The sequence below is a fragment of the Pseudomonas sp. B10 genome (assembly GCF_900156235.1).
Taxonomy (GTDB): domain Bacteria; phylum Pseudomonadota; class Gammaproteobacteria; order Pseudomonadales; family Pseudomonadaceae; genus Aquipseudomonas; species Aquipseudomonas siliginis.
Map to the genome: position 1 here is coordinate 4673484 of NZ_LT707063.1, position 18018 is coordinate 4691501.

General features: G+C 60.9%; 14 protein-coding genes. 11 read left to right on the forward strand and 3 right to left on the reverse strand.

The window, feature by feature from the left end:
- Nucleotides 1-3: 3 nt before the first annotated feature.
- Together BXA01_RS21165 and BXA01_RS21170 are read right to left on the reverse strand one after the other, a co-directional pair.
- Entirely contained in the window at nt 4-432 is a 429-nt protein-coding gene (locus tag BXA01_RS21165) for a DNA polymerase III subunit chi (RefSeq protein ID WP_076565998.1), read from the reverse strand.
- 60 nt (nt 433-492) lie between these two features.
- Complete coding sequence (locus BXA01_RS21170) at nt 493-1983, reverse strand: leucyl aminopeptidase (protein ID WP_076565999.1); 1491 nt, start codon at nt 1981-1983, stop codon at nt 493-495.
- 295 nt (nt 1984-2278) lie between these two features.
- Here BXA01_RS21170 and lptF point away from each other — a divergent pair, with 295 nt between their 5' ends.
- From lptF to pdxJ, 8 genes are all read left to right on the forward strand, one after another.
- Nucleotides 2279-3400: an LPS export ABC transporter permease LptF gene (gene lptF, locus BXA01_RS21175; RefSeq protein WP_016771566.1), complete on the forward strand. Its 1122-nt coding sequence runs from the start codon at nt 2279-2281 to the stop codon at nt 3398-3400.
- Entirely contained in the window at nt 3393-4454 is a 1062-nt protein-coding gene (lptG, locus tag BXA01_RS21180) for an LPS export ABC transporter permease LptG (RefSeq protein WP_016771565.1), read from the forward strand. Before lptF ends, lptG begins: the two co-directional genes overlap by 8 nt.
- A 173-nt stretch (nt 4455-4627) precedes the next feature.
- On the forward strand, nt 4628-6424 hold the full coding sequence (gene lepA, locus BXA01_RS21185) for a translation elongation factor 4 (protein ID WP_016771564.1): 1797 nt from the start codon (nt 4628-4630) through the stop codon (nt 6422-6424).
- 9 nt (nt 6425-6433) lie between these two features.
- Nucleotides 6434-7288 carry a signal peptidase I gene (gene lepB, locus BXA01_RS21190; protein ID WP_056783094.1) on the forward strand — a complete coding sequence of 285 codons (855 nt, stop codon included), beginning with the start codon at nt 6434-6436 and terminating at the stop codon, nt 7286-7288.
- A gap of 169 nt (nt 7289-7457) precedes the next feature.
- Nucleotides 7458-8147 carry a ribonuclease III gene (gene rnc, locus BXA01_RS21195; protein ID WP_076566002.1) on the forward strand — a complete coding sequence of 230 codons (690 nt, stop codon included), beginning with the start codon at nt 7458-7460 and terminating at the stop codon, nt 8145-8147.
- Nucleotides 8140-9042: a GTPase Era gene (era, locus tag BXA01_RS21200; protein ID WP_016771562.1), complete on the forward strand. Its 903-nt coding sequence runs from the start codon at nt 8140-8142 to the stop codon at nt 9040-9042. Before rnc ends, era begins: the two co-directional genes overlap by 8 nt.
- A 166-nt stretch (nt 9043-9208) precedes the next feature.
- Nucleotides 9209-9898 carry a DNA repair protein RecO gene (recO, locus tag BXA01_RS21205; protein ID WP_076566003.1) on the forward strand — a complete coding sequence of 230 codons (690 nt, stop codon included), beginning with the start codon at nt 9209-9211 and terminating at the stop codon, nt 9896-9898.
- A gap of 39 nt (nt 9899-9937) precedes the next feature.
- Entirely contained in the window at nt 9938-10681 is a 744-nt protein-coding gene (gene pdxJ / locus BXA01_RS21210; protein WP_076566005.1) for a pyridoxine 5'-phosphate synthase, read from the forward strand.
- A gap of 37 nt (nt 10682-10718) precedes the next feature.
- Here the strand turns inward: pdxJ and mltF are convergent, their stop codons facing one another.
- Nucleotides 10719-12179: a membrane-bound lytic murein transglycosylase MltF gene (mltF, locus tag BXA01_RS21215; RefSeq protein ID WP_024011704.1), complete on the reverse strand. Its 1461-nt coding sequence runs from the start codon at nt 12177-12179 to the stop codon at nt 10719-10721.
- A gap of 285 nt (nt 12180-12464) precedes the next feature.
- Here mltF and purL point away from each other — a divergent pair, with 285 nt between their 5' ends.
- From purL to BXA01_RS21230, 3 genes are all read left to right on the forward strand, one after another.
- Nucleotides 12465-16361 (forward strand): phosphoribosylformylglycinamidine synthase, encoded by a 3897-nt coding sequence (gene purL, locus BXA01_RS21220; protein WP_076566007.1) that lies wholly within the window; start codon nt 12465-12467, stop codon nt 16359-16361.
- Nucleotides 16362-16366: 5 nt separating this feature from the next.
- On the forward strand, nt 16367-16678 hold the full coding sequence (locus BXA01_RS21225; RefSeq protein WP_076566009.1) for an NGG1p interacting factor NIF3: 312 nt from the start codon (nt 16367-16369) through the stop codon (nt 16676-16678).
- A 948-nt stretch (nt 16679-17626) separates the two neighbouring features.
- Entirely contained in the window at nt 17627-17986 is a 360-nt protein-coding gene (locus tag BXA01_RS21230; RefSeq protein ID WP_076566012.1) for a DUF6124 family protein, read from the forward strand.
- The last annotated feature ends 32 nt before the right edge of the window (nt 17987-18018 follow it).

The window sequence follows — 18018 nt, forward strand, 5'->3', positions numbered from 1 at the left end:
TGCTCAGAGTCGCTGTAAACGGTGGTCTTGCAGAGAATAGCCCTGTTCGCGGTAGAAGCGGAAACTCTCCCGCGCCGCTGCGCGGATGGTCGGATCTTCCACCACCACTTCCGCCACGCGGGCGAATTTGCTGGCGAAGGCCGGGACTTTCAGATCGAGATTGACCAGCAGATCCTGATGCTCACCGCAGTCGTCTCCAAGTCCCAGCACGATCAAACCGTCCGGTTCGCTGTCGGCAGGGCCGTGAGGCACGAAGCTTTCGCCCTTGAATGCCCACAGACGCGCATCGAGATCGTCACGTTGGGCCGCATCGCTGCAATGCAGGTAGATGCGATGGCCCATGCGCCAGGCTTTCTCGGTGAGCTTGCAGGCGAAATCCAGACGCGCTGAAGGATCGGCGCTGGGCAGGATATAGAAGTCGACTTTGGTCATTGCGGTTCCAGAGCGGCAAGCGGCGTCACCCGAAAGTGACGCCGCCGCCCATCAGCGGTGTCAGGCTTTGGCGCGATCGAGCAGGTACTGGGTCAGCAGTGGAACCGGACGGCCAGTGGCGCCCTTGTCCTTGCCGCCGCTGGTCCATGCCGTGCCGGCGATGTCCAGGTGCGCCCAGTTGAGGTTCTTGGTGAAGCGCGACAGGAAGCAGGCGGCAGTGATGGTGCCGGCCTTCGGCCCGCCAATGTTGGCGATGTCGGCGAACGGGCTGTCCAGCTGCTCTTGATACTCGTCGAACAGCGGCAGTTGCCAGGCGCGGTCGTCGGCAGCCTTGCCGGCGCTGAGCAGTTGGTCGATCAGTTCGTCGTTGTTGCCCAGCAGGCCGGACGTGTGTGCGCCCAGGGCCACCACGCAAGCACCGGTCAGGGTGGCGATGTCGATCACCGCTTGTGGCTTGAAGCGCTCGGCGTAGGTCAGCGCATCGCACAGCACCAGACGGCCTTCGGCGTCGGTGTTGAGGATTTCCACGGTCTGGCCGCTCATGGTGGTGACGATGTCGCCCGGACGGGTCGCGTTGCCGCTCGGCATGTTTTCGGCGCAGGCGAGGATGCACACCAGATTGATCGGCAGTTTCAGCTCAAGCACTGCGCGCAAGGTCCCGAACACGGAGGCAGCGCCGCCCATGTCGTATTTCATCTCGTCCATGCCGGCGCCCGGCTTCAGGCTGATGCCGCCGGTGTCGAAGGTGATGCCCTTGCCGACCAGCGCGTATGGCTTCTCGGATTTCTTGCCACCGTTGTATTGCATGACGATCAGGCGCGGCGGCTGGGCGCTGCCCTGGCCCACGGCGTAGAACGAGCCCATGCCGAGGGATTTGATCTTCTTCTCGTCGAGCACTTCGACTTTCAGATCCTTGAACTCTTTGCCCAGGTTCTTGGCCTGTTCGCCCATGAACGTCGGGTGGCAGATGTTCGGTGGCAGGTTGCCCAGATCGCGGGTGAACGCCATGCCGTTGGCGATGGCGGTGGCGTGGTTCACGGCGCGCTGCACTTCGGCCTGCGCAGCCTTGATGGTCAGCAGAGTGATTTTCTTCAGGGCGCGCGGTTCGGCTTTCTGGCTCTTGAACTGGTCGAAGGTGTAGCCGCCGTCGACCAGGGTTTCTGCCAGCAGGCGAGTCTTGCCGTAGCTGTCGCGACCTTTGACGATGACTTCATCCAGCGCCAGCACGGCATCACCGCCGCCCAGGCCTTTGAGGGTGTTGAGGATGCCGGCAACGATTTTGCGGAACGGACGGTCGCCCAGTTCTTCGTCCTTGCCCACGCCGACCAGCAACACGCGCTCGGCTTTCAGGTTCGGCAGGCTGTGCAGCAGCAGGCTCTGACCGACCTTGCCAGCCAGGTCGCCACGCTTGAGCACGGCGCTGATCGCGCCACCGCTCACCTCGTCAACCAGTCTGGCGGCGACACCGAGTTTGCGGCCTTCGCCGACGGCAACCACCAGGGTGGCGGTTTTCAACGTTTCTGGGCTAACGCTTTTTACAACCAGTTCCATGTCCGGATCCCTGAATGAATGGTCAACACGCAGGCGTTCGACGCTGTCCGCAGTCGCCTGCTTATAGATAGAAGAGGCGCAGGCCAAAGCCTGCGACAAGGGCCGCAGTTTGAACCTCGCTCCCCGCGCCTGACAACCCTCAGCAAAGGATTACAGCGATGGATGAGTGTGCGCAGTGACAGGCGCACCCAATCACAGGATAATGCCGCATCTTTTTCGACCGCTCTGCATGGCGGGCCGGTCGATGTGTTTGCTTGTTTGGCCGCCTTAGCCTGACAACCCTGGAGTGTCTGGTTTGATCGTCTTCCGTTATCTGTCCCGCGAAGTCCTGTTGACCCTCAGCGCCGTAAGTGCCGTGCTGCTGGTCATCATCATGAGCGGTCGCTTCATCAAATACCTGGCGCAGGCTGCGGCCGGTCAGCTCGATCCGGGCTCGCTGTTCCTGATCATGGGCTTTCGTCTGCCGGGCTTCCTGCAACTGATTCTGCCGCTGGGCCTGTTCCTCGGGATCCTGCTGGCCTACGGTCGCCTGTATCTGGAAAGCGAAATGACCGTGCTCTCGGCCACCGGCATGAGCCAGCAAAAGCTGTTTCGCATGACCCTGTTTCCGGCAACGCTGGTGGCACTGGTGGTGGCGTGGCTGAGCCTCGGCCTGGCTCCGCAGGGCGCCAACCAGTTTCAGTTGCTGCTGAACAAGCAGGACGCGCTGACCGAGTTCGATACCCTCGAGCCGGGCCGCTTCCAGGCCCTGCGTGACGGTACTCGGGTGACCTACACCGAAACCCTGAGCGACGATCGCGTCAATCTCGGCAGCGTGTTCATTTCGCAGAAGAACCTCGGTGCCGATAAGAAGGACCGCGGGATTTCCGTGCTGGTGGCCGAGTCGGGCCGTCAGGAAATCCGCCCCGATGGCAATCGCTACCTGATCCTCGATAACGGTTACCGCTATGACGGCAGCCCGGGGCAGGCCGATTACCGCGCCATTCATTACGAAACCTACGGCGTGCTGCTGCCCAAGCCGGACGTCAGCGAAGAAGTCACCGACCGTGACGCGATGCCGACCTCGTCCCTGTGGGGCAGTGATGACATCCGTTCGAAAACCGAACTGCAATGGCGTATGTCGCTGCCGTTGCTGGTGTTCATCGTGACCCTGATGGCGGTGCCGCTGTCGCGGGTGAATCCGCGCCAGGGGCGTTTCCTCAAGCTGCTACCGGCGATTCTTCTTTATATGGCTTACCTGACCATCCTGATTGCCGCTCGCGGCGCCCTTGAAAAAGGCAAGATCCCGCCGGCCCTTGGCCTGTGGTGGGTGCACGCGATCTTCCTGGTGATCGGCCTCGGCCTGCTTTATTGGGAGCCGCTGCGCCTGAAGCTGGCCAGCCGTCGCAGCGCCGCGCTGGAGGTGGCCCGTGGTTAAACTCGACCGCTACATCGGCAGCAGCGTATTCATGGCGATCATCGCCGTGCTGGCGATCATCCTCGGCCTGGCGACGCTGTTTGCCTTCATCGATGAAATGGGCGACGTCAGCGATACCTACACGCTGGTCGACGTGCTCGGTTTTGTATTGCTGACCGCACCGCGCCGGCTATATGAAATGTTGCCGATGGCCGCATTGATCGGCTGCCTGATCGGTCTCGGCAGTCTGGCCAGCAGCAGTGAGCTGACGGTCATGCGCGCTGCTGGCGTATCGATCGGCCGTATCGTCTGGGCCGTCATGAAGCCGATGCTGGTGCTGATGCTCGCCGGCGTGCTGATTGGCGAATACGTCGCCCCGGCCACCGAAAGCATGGCCCAGGCCAATCGCTCGCTGGCCCAGGGCAGCGGCGATGCGCAAAGCGCCAAGCACGGTATGTGGCACCGTCAGGGTGAAGAATTCATCCACATCAACGCGGTTCAACCGAACGGTCTGTTGTACGGCGTGACGCGTTATCACTTCGACAAGGAGCGCCATCTGCTCAGCTCCAGCTTCGCCAAAAAGGCCGAGTTCGACGGCAGCAAGTGGCAGCTCACCGACGTTGCCACCACGCTGTTCCATGAGCGCAGCACCGAGGTCGTCAATGCCCCGAGCGAGGAGTGGGATGTGGCGTTGAGCCCGCAGCTGCTCAGCACCGTGGTCATGGCGCCGGAATCGCTGTCGATCAGCGGTCTGTGGGGCTACATCCACTATTTGGCCGAGCAAGGCCTGAGCAACGGCCGTTACTGGCTGGCATTTTGGGTCAAGGTGTTGCAGCCGCTGGTGACCGCCGCGCTGGTGCTGATGGCGATCTCGTTCATCTTTGGCCCGCTGCGTTCGGTGACCCTTGGTCAGCGGGTCTTCACCGGTGTGCTGGTGGGCTTCACCTTCCGCATCGTCCAGGATCTGCTGGGGCCATCGAGTCTGGTGTTCGGTTTCTCGCCGCTGTTTGCGGTGCTGGTGCCGGCCGGCGTGTGTGCGCTGGCAGGCGTCTGGCTGCTCAGACGCGCGGGCTGATGAACAAGCTTTCATTCAGCGCTTGAACCCTGAAAACGCCTCGGTCGCCAGACCGGGGCGTTTTTGCATGCGATCCGGGTGACAGGCGAACGTGACGCTTGCGCCGTGTATCAGGTACAATTCCCGGCTATTTTTCGGCGGGCCAAGCCTGCAGCCTTTTTGAGTGTTGATCCGTGAGTGATTTGAGTCATATCCGCAATTTCTCCATCATCGCCCACATTGACCATGGCAAGTCGACGCTGGCTGACCGTTTCATCCAGATGTGCGGCGGCCTGGCCGAGCGTGAAATGGAAGCCCAGGTACTGGATTCCATGGATCTTGAGCGTGAACGCGGGATCACCATCAAGGCCCACAGCGTTACCCTCTATTACAAAGCCAAAGACGGCATCACCTATCAGCTGAACTTCATTGACACCCCGGGCCACGTCGACTTCACCTATGAAGTCAGCCGTTCCCTGGCGGCGTGCGAAGGCGCCTTGCTGGTGGTCGATGCGGGGCAGGGCGTAGAAGCCCAGTCCGTGGCCAACTGCTACACCGCCATCGAGCAGGGCCTGGAGGTCATGCCGGTCCTGAACAAGATCGACCTGCCACAGGCCGAGCCGGATCGCGTCAAGGACGAGATCGAGAAGATCATCGGCATCGACGCCACCGACGCCGTTACTTGCAGCGCCAAGACCGGCCTGGGTGTCGACGAAGTGCTCGAGCGTCTGGTGCACACCATTCCTGCGCCGACCGGCAACATCGAAGATCCGCTGCAAGCGTTGATCATCGACTCCTGGTTCGACAACTACCTGGGCGTTGTTTCCCTGGTACGCGTGCGCCACGGCCGTGTGAAGAAGGGCGACAAGATTCTGGTCAAGTCCACCGGCAAGGTGCACCTGGTCGACAGCGTCGGCGTGTTCAACCCGAAACACACCGCCACCGTTGATCTGAAGGCCGGCGAAGTGGGCTTCATCATCGCCAGCATCAAGGACATTCACGGTGCGCCGGTCGGTGACACCCTGACCCTGAGCTCCACGCCGGACGTTCCGGTGCTGCCGGGCTTCAAACGCATTCAGCCACAGGTTTACGCCGGTCTGTTCCCGGTCAGTTCCGACGACTTCGAGGATTTCCGCGAAGCGCTGCAGAAGCTGACCCTGAACGACTCGTCGCTGCAGTACACCCCGGAAAGCTCCGACGCCCTGGGCTTTGGCTTCCGTTGCGGCTTCCTCGGCATGCTGCACATGGAAATCATCCAGGAGCGCCTCGAGCGCGAATACGACCTGGACCTGATCACCACCGCGCCGACGGTAATTTTCGAGCTGGTGCTGAAAACCGGTGAAACGATTTACGTCGACAACCCGTCGAAGCTTCCGGACGTGTCGGCGATCGAGGACATGCGCGAGCCAATCGTGCGCGCCAATATCCTCGTGCCGCAGGAACATTTGGGCAACGTCATCACCCTGTGCATCGAGAAACGCGGCGTTCAGGTCGACATGCTGTTCCTCGGCAATCAGGTGCAAGTCACCTACGACCTGCCAATGAACGAAGTGGTCCTGGACTTCTTCGACCGTCTTAAATCCACCAGCCGCGGCTATGCTTCGCTGGACTACCATTTCGATCGTTACCAATCGGCTAATCTGGTGAAACTGGACGTGCTGATCAACGGCGACAAGGTCGATGCCCTGGCATTGATCGTGCACCGTGACAATTCGCACTTCAAAGGTCGCCAGTTGACCGAGAAAATGAAAGAACTGATTCCTCGTCAGATGTTCGACGTGGCGATCCAGGCCGCCATCGGTGGTCAGATCGTGGCCCGGACAACCGTCAAGGCGCTCAGAAAGAACGTATTGGCCAAATGCTACGGCGGTGACGTCAGTCGTAAGAAGAAGCTGCTCGAGAAGCAGAAGGCCGGTAAGAAACGCATGAAACAGGTCGGCAACGTGGAAATTCCACAGGAAGCCTTCCTCGCCGTGCTCAGGTTGGAATAATCAGGTCCTATGTCGCTAAATTTCCCGCTGTTGCTGGTCATCGCCGTGTTCGTCTGCGGCCTGTTGGCGTTGATTGATCTGCTGTTCCTGGCACCGCGTCGGCGGGCTGCCATTGCCTCTTATCAAGGCAGTGTCAGCCAACCCGAGCCTGTGGTGGTCGAGAAGCTGAACAAAGAGCCGCTTCTGGTCGAATACGGCAAGTCGTTCTTTCCGGTGCTGTTCATCGTGCTGGTGCTGCGTTCGTTCCTGGTGGAGCCGTTCCAGATTCCGTCCGGCTCGATGAAACCGACCCTGGACGTCGGCGACTTCATTCTGGTGAACAAGTTTTCCTACGGCATCCGTCTGCCGGTGATCGACAAGAAGATCATCGAAGTCGGTGACCCGCAGCGCGGCGATGTGATGGTGTTCCGCTACCCGAGCGACCCGAACGTCAACTACATCAAGCGTGTGGTGGGCCTGCCGGGTGACACGGTGCGTTACACCGCCGACAAGCGTCTGTTCGTCAACGGTGAGTCGATCGCCGAGAAGATGGCCGGCGCCGAAGCAGGTTCGCTGGGCAGCGCGGAGCTCTATCAGGAAAAACTCGGCGCAGCCGAGCACCTGATCCGCAAGGAAATGAGCCGCTACCGCGCCACTCCGGATCGTTCGTGGACAGTGCCTGCCGGGCACTACTTCATGATGGGCGACAACCGCGACAATTCGAACGACAGCCGCTACTGGGATGATCCGAACATTCCCAAGGATCTGCTGGGCATGGTTCCCGACAAGAATATTGTCGGCAAGGCCTTCGCGGTCTGGATGAGCTGGCCAGAGCCGAAACTCAGCCACCTGCCGAATTTCTCGCGGGTCGGCCTGATCAAGTAATCAAACACGGCGCTGTTGACCACAGCGCCGAATGCATTTCTGGAGCCGGCACAATCGGCTTCGCAATCGCCAGGATCTATTTTTTGAACACAGCGTTAATTGTCCCAGGCCTGCGCCGTACCCCGGCGATGGCAGTGGAAACCAGCCACGAACTCAGCGTGGGTAAACCGTGAGCGTTTCTCTAAGCCGTCTCGAGCGCCAGCTCGGTTACACCTTCAAGGATCAGGAGCTGATGCTGCTGCCCCTCACGCACCGCAGTTTTGCCGGGCGCAACAACGAGCGTCTGGAATTCCTCGGTGATGCCATCCTCAACTTCGTCGCTGGCGAGGCGCTGTTCGATCGCTTCCCGCTGGCCCGCGAAGGCCAGTTGTCGCGTTTGCGCGCACGGCTGGTAAAAGGTGAGACCCTGGCCGTACTGGCTCGCGGTTTCGACCTCGGTGATTATCTGCGCCTGGGTTCGGGGGAACTGAAGAGCGGTGGTTTCCGCCGTGAATCGATTCTGGCCGATGCCCTCGAAGCATTGATTGGCGCGATCTACCTCGATGCCGGCATGGACGTCGCCCGCGAGCGCGTACTGGCGTGGCTGGCCGGCGAATTCGAAGGCCTGACGCTGGTCGACACCAACAAGGATCCGAAAACCCGCTTGCAGGAACACCTGCAATCGCGCGGTTGCGAACTGCCACGCTACGAAGTGGTGGATATCCAGGGCGAACCGCACTGCCGAACCTTCTTCGTCGAATGCGAAGTGGTCTTACTGAATGAAAAAAGCCGAGGTCAGGGTGTGAGCCGTCGTATTGCCGAACAGGTAGCGGCCGCCGCAGCACTGATTGCCCTGGGCGTGGAGAATGGCAATGACTGATACAAACGCAACTCGCTGTGGCTACGTTGCCATCGTCGGCCGTCCCAACGTCGGCAAGTCGACGCTGCTCAACCACATCCTCGGGCAAAAACTCGCGATCACCTCGCGCAAACCGCAGACCACTCGCCACAACATGCTCGGGATCAAGACCGAGGGCGACGTCCAGGCGATCTACGTCGACACTCCGGGCATGCACAAGGGTGGCGAAAAGGCCCTGAACCGTTACATGAACAAAACCGCTTCGGCGGCGTTGAAAGACGTTGACGTGGTGATCTTCGTCGTCGACCGCACCAAGTGGACCGACGAAGACCAGATGGTGCTCGAGCGTGTGCAATACGTGACCGGCCCGCTGATCGTCGCGCTGAACAAGACTGATCGCATCGAGGACAAGGCCGAGCTGATGCCGCACCTGAGCTGGTTGCAGGAACAGCTGCCGAACGCGCAGATCATCCCGATTTCCGCGCAGCACGGGCACAACCTCGAAGCGCTGGAAAAGGTCATCGCCGATCACCTGCCGGAGAATGATCACTTCTTCCCGGAAGACCAGATCACCGACCGCAGCAGCCGTTTCCTTGCCGCCGAACTGGTGCGCGAGAAAATCATGCGCCAGATGGGCGCCGAGCTGCCGTACCAGATCACCGTCGAAATCGAAGAGTTCAAGCAGCAGGGCAAGACCCTGCACATCCACGCGCTGATTCTCGTCGAGCGTGACGGCCAGAAGAAAATCATCATTGGCGACAAGGGCGAGCGCATCAAACGCATCGGCACCGAAGCGCGCAAGGACATGGAGCTGCTGTTCGACTCCAAGATCATGCTCAACCTGTGGGTCAAGGTGAAGGGCGGCTGGTCCGATGACGAGCGCGCGCTGCGTTCGCTGGGTTATGGCGATCTGTAAGTAGCGATCTCGAAAACACCGCTACTCACTGTGGGAGCGAGCCTGCTCGCGAAGAGGATGTAACATTCAGCATTGATGTTGACTGTCACTCCGCTTTCGCGAGCAGGCTCGCTCCCACAGTGGTTTTGGGTTGTATGTAAAACCGCGTTTCTTCATCGAGAACTCAATGTCGCAAAACCCGCCTCCCGCCCAACCCGCCTACGTCCTGCATTCGCGTGCCTATCGCGAAACCAGCGCATTGGTCGATTTCCTTACGCCGCAGGGTCGGCTGCGGGCGGTGTTGCGCAGTGCGCGGGGCAAGGCCGGGACGCTGGCGCGGCCGTTCGTGGCGCTGGAGGTCGAGTTCCGTGGCAAGGGCGAGCTGAAGAATGTCGGGCGTATGGAGAGCTCCGGCACCTCGGCGTGGCTCAATGGCGAAGCGCTGTTTAGCGGCCTCTATCTCAACGAGCTGTTGATTCGCCTGTTGCCGGCCGAAGATCCGCATCCGGCAGTGTTCGATCATTACGCCGCGACCTTGCTGGCGCTGGCCGAAGGTCGACCACTGGAGCCATTGTTGCGCTCCTTCGAATGGCGATTGCTGGATGATCTCGGCTACGGCTTCTCAATGACCACCGATATGCACGGTGAGCCTGTCGCACCTGACGGCCTCTATCGTCTGCAAGTCGATGCCGGACTCGAGCGGGTTTATCTGCTGCAACCAGGTCTGTTCAACGGCACTGAACTGCTGGCCATGGCCGAAGCCGACTGGTCGGCGCCCGGTGCGCTGTCGGCGGCCAAGCGTCTGATGCGCCAGGCGCTGGCGGTGCATTTGGGCGGGCGCCCACTTGTCAGTCGCGAGCTGTTTCGCAAGCCCTGATATGCTGTGCGCCGAACCTCTCAATTCAGGAGCGCATCCGTGACCAGCAGCAATCGCATTCTTCTCGGCGTGAACATCGACCACGTCGCCACCCTGCGTCAGGCCCGTGGCACGCGCTACCCGGATCCGGTCAAGGCGGCGCTGGATGCAGAAGAGGCGGGCGCCGATGGCATCACCGTGCACCTGCGCGAAGATCGCCGTCACATCCAGGAGCGCGACGTGTTGCTGCTCAAGGATGTGCTGCAAACCCGCATGAACTTCGAAATGGGCGTCACCGAAGAAATGATGGCGTTCGCCGAGCGCATTCGCCCGGCGCATATCTGCCTGGTCCCGGAAACCCGTCAGGAGCTGACCACCGAAGGCGGTCTGGATGTAGCGGGGCAGGAGGAGCGCATCAGGGCTGCGGTCGAGCGCTTGTCGAAGATCGGCAGCGAAGTGTCGCTGTTCATCGACGCCGACGAGCGCCAGATCGCCGCCTCCAAGCGCGTCGGTGCGCCGGCTATCGAGCTGCACACCGGGCGCTACGCCGATGCCGAAACCCCGACTGAAGTGGCAGAAGAGCTCAAACGCGTCGCTGATGGCGTGGCGTTTGGACTGGCGCAGGGCCTGATCGTCAATGCCGGGCATGGCCTGCATTACCACAACGTCGAGGCCGTGGCGGCGATCAAAGGCATCAACGAACTGAACATCGGCCATGCGCTGGTGGCGCATGCGTTGTTCGTGGGCTTCAAGTCCGCCGTATCGGAAATGAAAGCGCTGATTCTGGCTGCTGCCAAATCCTGAGCAGCTACACAAAACTCCTGTGGGAGCGAGGTGTGGGTTAGAGCGGGGCGGGTTCTTGCGCCGGTTTCGACTTGTCGATCGCCGGCACATGCAGGTTGCCCTCGGCCACCTGATCGCCCTCAAGCTGTGGCTGGGTCACCCAGGTCAGGATGTCGTAGTAGCGACGGATGTTCGCCACGAAGTGCACCGGTTCGCCTCCGCGGGCGTAGCCGTAGCGGGTCTTGCTATACCACTGCTTCTGCGAAAGGCGCGGCAGGATCTTTTTCACGTCCAGCCACTTGTCCGGATTCAAGCCTTCCTTCGCCGCCAGTTTGCGCGCGTCATCCAGATGGCCACTGCCGACGTTGTACGCCGCCAGGGCGAACCAGGTGCGATCCGGTTCCTGGATCGAATCGTCTAGCTGATCCTTCATATAAGCCAGGTACTTGGCACCGCCCATGATGCTCTGCTTGGGATCGAGGCGGTTCGACACGCCCATCGCCTGCGCGGTGTTCTGGGTCAACATCATCAAGCCGCGTACGCCGGTTTTCGAGGTCACCGTCGGCTGCCACAGGGATTCCTGATAACCGATGGCGGCGAGCAGGCGCCAGTCGACTTTCTCTTTCTTCGCGTAGTTCTTGAAGTGCTGCTCGTATTTCGGCAGACGCTGCTGCAAGTGCTGGGCGAAGGTGGTGGCGCCCATGTAGCCGAGGACATCAACGTGGCCGTAGTAGCGGTCCTTCAGGCGTTGCAGGGTGCCGTTCTTCTGCACCTTGTCCAGGTACGCATTGATTTCATTGAGCAGGCTGTTATCTTCGCCCGGGCCCACTGCCCAGCTCTGGCTGCGCGCGTCGCCGAGGTCGAAGGCCACGCGGATGTTGGTGAAGTACACCTGATTCATCGCCACTTCGTTGGAGTCGACCAGGGTCAGGTCAATCTGGCCTTCATCGACCATGCGCAGCAGATCGACCACTTCAACCGCGTCGGATTCTTCGTATTCGATGCCGGGATATTTCTGTTTCAGCGCGGCCAGTTGTTCGGCGTGGGTGCTGCCCTTTAGCACGGTGATCTTCTTGCCGACCAGATCCGCCGGATCGGTGGGGCGCGACTGGCCGTTGCGGTAGATGATCTGCGGGGTGACTTCGAGGTAGGAGTGGGAGAACCGCACCTGCTTCTTGCGTTCATCGCTGCTGACCAGACCGGCGGCCGCGAGTACCGGGCCGTTCGGCTTGCCGACCTGGTTGAACAGGTCATCGAGATTGTCGGCGGTCTCGATCTTCAATTCGACGCCCAAATCGTCGGCGAAGCGCTTCACCAGCTCGTATTCGAAGCCGGTTTCACCGCTGCGATCCTGAAAGTAGGTGGCGGGGCTGTTGCGGGTAACCACGCGCAGCACACCGTCCTCCTTTACGCGCTCGAGTGTGTTGGGTTTATCAACACAGCCACCGAGCACCAGGAAGAGTCCGGTTGCGATCAGCCATTTGGCGTATCGCGGACGCAAAGCCGTTGGGAAAAACATCTGCGCAGTATACGCAAACGGCCACGAGCGCCATATCTCGACAGCGTAGGACTAGTCTGCTAGCGATCACAAAATCGAACGAAATCCCTTGAATACGGGCCTTCAGGGCATTTTGTTACAGTAAAAATAAGCCGCGCTGAAAGGCTCGATTTACCTGACCCCGAAGGCAGAAACACAGATTGCTACCCGAGTGCAACCGTGCGTAGCGTTTCGGGTGATGTTGAGGTCGGTTTAGGCTAGAATGCACGGCCTCAAAGCACACCCCTTCCCGAGGCTGTCCCGAAGATGTTGATCCTGCGCGGCGCTCCTGCCCTTTCTGCCTTTCGCCACAGCAAACTCCTTGAGCAACTGAGCCAGAAGGTTCCAGCTGTCAGTGGCCTGTATGCTGAATTCGCTCACTTCGCCGAAGTCACCGGCGTCCTGACCGGCGACGAACAGCAGGTGCTAGCGCGCCTTCTGAAGTACGGCCCAAGTGTTCCGGTTCAAGAGCCGACCGGTCGTCTGTTTCTGGTGTTGCCGCGTTTCGGCACCATCTCGCCGTGGTCGAGCAAGGCCAGCGACATCGCCCGCAACTGCGGCCTGAGCAAGATCCAGCGCCTGGAACGCGGTATCGCCTTCTATGTTGCAGGGCAGTTCAGCGAAGCCGAAGCCCAGCTGATTTCGGACACGCTGCATGACCGCATGACCCAGATCGTGCTGGCCAACCTCGAGCAGGCCGCCGGTCTGTTCAGCCATGCCGAGCCGAAGCCGCTGACCGCCATCGACATCCTCGGTGGCGGCCGCGCCGCGCTGGAAAAGGCCAACACCGAGCTGGGCCTGGCCCTGGCCGAAGACGAGATCGACTATCTGGTCAACGCCTTCAACGGTCTCAAGCGCAACCCGCACGACATCGAATTGATGATGTTCGCCCAGGCCAACTCCGAGCACTGCCGCCACAAGATCTTCAACGCCAGTTGGGACATTGACGGCCAGAGTCAGGAAAAAAGCCTGTTCGGCATGATCAAGAACACCTATCAGATGCACGGCGAAGGCGTGCTGTCCGCTTACAAGGACAACGCTTCGGTGATCGTCGGCAACGTTGCCGGCCGCTTCTTCCCGAATCCTGAAACCCGCCAGTACGGCGCGGTGCAGGAGCCGGTGCACATTCTGATGAAGGTTGAAACCCACAACCACCCGACCGCGATTGCCCCGTTCCCGGGCGCATCGACCGGTTCCGGCGGCGAGATCCGTGACGAAGGTGCAACCGGTCGCGGCGCCAAGCCCAAGGCCGGCCTGACCGGTTTCACCGTATCGAACCTGCAGATCCCGGGCTTCGAACAGCCGTGGGAAGTGCCGTACGGCAAGCCTGAGCGCATCGTCACCGCGCTGGACATCATGATCGAAGGCCCGCTCGGCGGCGCTGCGTTCAACAACGAATTCGGTCGTCCGGCGCTGACCGGCTACTTCCGTACCTTCGAACAATCGATCACCACCCCGCACGGTGACGAAGTGCGTGGTTACCACAAGCCGATCATGCTCGCAGGCGGCATGGGCAACATCCGTGAAGAACACGTCAAGAAAGGCGAGATCGTCGTCGGCTCCAAGCTGATCGTGCTCGGCGGCCCGGCGATGTTGATCGGTCTCGGTGGCGGCGCGGCTTCGTCGATGGCCACCGGCACCAGCTCGGCGGATCTGGATTTTGCTTCCGTACAGCGTGAAAACCCTGAAATGGAGCGTCGTTGCCAGGAAGTCATCGACCGTTGCTGGCAGCTGGGTGACAAGAACCCGATCAGCTTCATCCATGACGTTGGCGCGGGCGGTCTGTCCAACGCCTTCCCGGAACTGGTCAACGACGGCGACCGTGGTGGCCGTTTCGAACTGCGCAACATCCCGAATGACGAGCCGGGCATGGCCCCGCACGAAATCTGGTCGAACGAATCCCAGGAACGTTACGTGCTGGCAGTCGGCCCGGAAGACTTCGAGCGCTTCCAGGCGATCTGCGAACGCGAGCGTTGCCCGTTTGCCGTAGTCGGGGAAGCCACTGCCGAACCGCAACTGACCGTAACCGACAGCCATTTCGGCAACAACCCGGTGGACATGCCGCTGGAAGTGTTGCTGGGCAAGGCGCCGCGCATGCACCGTTCGGTGGTTCGCGAAGCCGAGCTGGGCGATGACTTCGATCCGTCGAACCTCGACATCAGCGAGTCCATCGAACGCGTTCTGCATCACCCGGCCGTAGCCAGCAAAAGCTTCCTGATCACCATCGGCGACCGCACCATCACCGGCCTCGTCGCCCGTGACCAGATGGTCGGCCCATGGCAAGTGCCGGTGGCTGACGTTGCCGTCACCGCCACCAGTTTCGACGTCTACACCGGTGAAGCCATGGCGATGGGCGAGCGTACTCCGCTGGCTCTGCTGGACGCGCCGGCATCGGGCCGCATGGCCATCGGCGAAACCATCACCAACATTGCCGCCTCGCGCATCAACAAGCTCTCCGACATCAAACTGTCGGCGAACTGGATGTCGGCGGCCGGCCACCCGGGCGAAGACGCGCGTCTGTACGACACCGTGAAAGCGGTCGGCATGGAGCTGTGCCCTGAGCTGGGCATCACCATTCCGGTGGGCAAGGACTCGATGTCCATGGCCACGCGCTGGAACGACAACGGCGAAGACAAGACCGTCACTTCGCCGATGTCGCTGATCGTCACCGGTTTCGCGCCAGTGGCTGACATCCGTCAGACCCTGACCCCGGAACTGCGCATGGACAAGGGCACCACCGACCTGATCCTGATCGACCTCGGTCGCGGCCAGAACCGCATGGGTGCATCGATCCTCGCGCAAGTCCACGGCAAACTCGGCAAGCATGCGCCGGACGTCGATGACGCCGAAGACCTGAAAGCCTTCTTCGCGGTGATCCAGGGCCTCAACGCCGACGGTCACCTGCTGGCTTACCACGACCGTTCCGACGGTGGTCTGCTGACTTCCGTGGTGGAAATGGCCTTTGCCGGCCACTGCGGTCTGAGCCTGAACCTGGACAGCGTTGCCGAATCCGCTTCGGAAATCGCCGCGATCCTGTTCAACGAAGAACTCGGCGCGGTGATCCAGGTTCGTCAGGACGCCACCCCGGACATCCTCGCGCAATTCAGCGCCGCTGGCCTGGGCGACTGCGTGTCGGTGATCGGTCAGCCGATCAACAATGGCCAGATCAACATCACCTTCAACGGTGACACCGTGTTCGAAGGCCAGCGTCGTCTGCTGCAGCGTCAGTGGGCCGAGACCAGCTACCAGATCCAGCGTCTGCGCGACAACGCCGACTGCGCCGAGCAGGAATTCGACGCGCTGCTGGAAGAAGACAACCCGGGCCTGAGCGTCAAGCTCAGCTACGACGTCAATCAGGACATCGCCGCGCCTTACATCAAGAAAGGCATCCGCCCACAGGTTGCCGTGCTGCGTGAGCAGGGCGTCAACGGTCAGGTGGAAATGGCCGCCGCATTCGACCGCGCCGGTTTCAGCGCGATCGACGTGCACATGAGCGATATCCTCGCCGGTCGTGTCGACCTCAACGAGTTCAAGGGCCTGGTGGCCTGCGGCGGTTTCTCCTACGGCGACGTGCTCGGCGCCGGTGAAGGCTGGGCCAAGTCGGCGCTGTTCAACAGCCGCGCCCGCGATGCGTTCCAAGGCTTCTTCGAGCGTAACGACAGCTTCACGCTGGGCGTGTGCAACGGTTGCCAGATGATGTCCAACCTGCACGAGCTGATCCCGGGCAGCGAGTTCTGGCCGCACTTCGTGCGCAACCGCTCCGAGCAGTTTGAAGCGCGGGTGGCGATGGTGCAGATCCAGGAATCGAACTCGATCTTCCTGCAGGGCATGGCCGGTTCGCGCATGCCGATCGCTATCGCCCACGGTGAAGGTCATGCCGAGTTTGCCAGCGAAGAAGCACTGCTGGAAGCCGATCTGTCCGGTTGCGTGGCGATGCGTTTTGTCGACAACCACGGCAAGGTCACCGAAGCCTACCCGGCAAACCCGAACGGCTCGCCGCGCGGGATCACCGGTCTGACCAGCCGTGACGGTCGCGTGACGATCATGATGCCGCACCCGGAGCGTGTGTTCCGTGCGGTGCAGAACTCGTGGCGTTCGGAAGACTGGACCGAGGATGCTCCTTGGATGCGCATGTTCCGTAATGCGCGCGTCTGGGTGAACTAAGGCCTGTGTACAAGCTGGCGTTTTTTGTTCCTGACAGTCATGTCGAGGTAGTCAAAGGGGCTGTGTTCGCTGCCGGTGGTGGGCGGATCGGTGACTATGACCACTGTGCGTGGCAGGTGCTTGGCCTGGGCCAGTTTCGACCGTTGGACGGCAGTCAGCCGTTTATCGGTGAGGCGGGGCAGGTTGAGCGGGTTGAGGAATGGAAGGTTGAGCTTGTCGTTGCGGATGATTTGGTTGTTGCTGTTGTGGCGGCGTTGAAGCTCAGTCATCCGTATGAGACGCCGGCTTATGAGGTGTGGCGGCTGGAGGATTTCTGATCTTCTTTGCTGCTGGAACGGGAGACCCGCAGATGAGTGATTGTCTGCGGGTTTTTTGTTGCCTGCGATTTGCTTTTCTGTAGGAGTGAGCCTGCTCGCGATGGCGCCCTTATAGGCGACCATGTTCTGGCTGACTGAGTGAATATCCGTTTCTTCGGGGGCTGCGGCTGGCGGTTTCGCCCTTACGGCGAGTCACCTTTTTCAAACGCCAAAAAGGTAACCCAAAAGGCTTGCTCCTGCGTTCGGCCCTCGCAGGCTCGGGTTCCTTCGCTCCGGGACTGATCCGGGCGCAGCGGCTCCGGTTTGCTTCGCTGCACCTCCTTCCGCTGTGTCTGGCTGCGCCAGACGGTCGCTGCGCTCCCACGCCCGGATCAATCCCTCCACTCAGCCTTCCGACGTCGCCGGTGGATCAAGATCAAAAGCGGTACTCGAGCTTGCGCTCATTGTGGAGTGGGGCGGCTTCGCCGCGGGCAGCTGCGCTGCTTTGCTTTTGCTTTTGTGGGAGCGAGCCTGCTCGCGAAGGCGGCCTGACAGCCGACCTGTTTCTTGAGGTTGTACTCGATCCAATTGTAGGAGTGAGCCTGCTCGCGATGAGGCCCATCCAGGCGCCCGAGAACTTGAGATTGTTTAAATCCGGTACCCGATGACCAGAACCTTCCCACAAGGTTTTCAGGTTGTCCGTCGGACGTGCGATCTCTAGTCTTTTCCCGTCGCTGCGAATCAGCGATCGGGAGTGAGATCCCCGGATAGCTTGCAACTGGCGCCAGCACCACGATAATTGGCGCCAGCTCAATCTGCTGCCTGCTTTATGGCGGCTGTGTGCGGGCAGACTTCGGTCTGGCCGGTTGCCTGCTCCGGTGGATCTCACCTCGCACATAGCTGCCACCTATTCGCCGCGTGAGATCCGGCGATCGATGGCTGTCCATCAGCATCAGCAGGAGAAGCATTGTGGATAAAATCGTTCCCGATCCACCATACGAACCCACCCCCCTCGAACAAACCATCCGCGCCGACGACCTCGCGAAAAACCGCGAAGCGATCAAGCGGGCTCTGGATTTTTACCTGTGTCCGCAGCCGAGCAAGGCGCGCCCGCCCGGCACCATGTTCCTCATCCAGCCGGAAATCGACACCGAAACCCTGCTCGCCCATGCCTGTGAATCCCTCGCTTCAGCCAACACCCTGGCCAGTGATTTCGCCGATCAGTTGGGGCGACCGCAGCGCAATACGGCGCTGGCGATTCAGCAGATCATCATGCTCGCTGAGCTGGCGGTGAACCGTGCGCTGGATCGGGTGGATCCTCAGGCATGAAAAAACCACTGGGCCGTCAAGCCCAGTGGTTT

Coding starts and splice junctions, on each gene's coding strand:
- BXA01_RS21165 (WP_076565998.1), bottom strand. CDS start 432: ATGACCAAAGTCGACTTCTATATCCTGCCCAGCGCCGATCCTTCAGCG.
- BXA01_RS21170 (WP_076565999.1), bottom strand. CDS start 1,983: ATGGAACTGGTTGTAAAAAGCGTTAGCCCAGAAACGTTGAAAACCGCC.
- lepB (WP_056783094.1), top strand. CDS start 6,434: ATGTCGCTAAATTTCCCGCTGTTGCTGGTCATCGCCGTGTTCGTCTGC.
- era (WP_016771562.1), top strand. CDS start 8,140: ATGACTGATACAAACGCAACTCGCTGTGGCTACGTTGCCATCGTCGGC.
- recO (WP_076566003.1), top strand. CDS start 9,209: ATGTCGCAAAACCCGCCTCCCGCCCAACCCGCCTACGTCCTGCATTCG.
- mltF (WP_024011704.1), bottom strand. CDS start 12,179: ATGTTTTTCCCAACGGCTTTGCGTCCGCGATACGCCAAATGGCTGATC.
- purL (WP_076566007.1), top strand. CDS start 12,465: ATGTTGATCCTGCGCGGCGCTCCTGCCCTTTCTGCCTTTCGCCACAGC.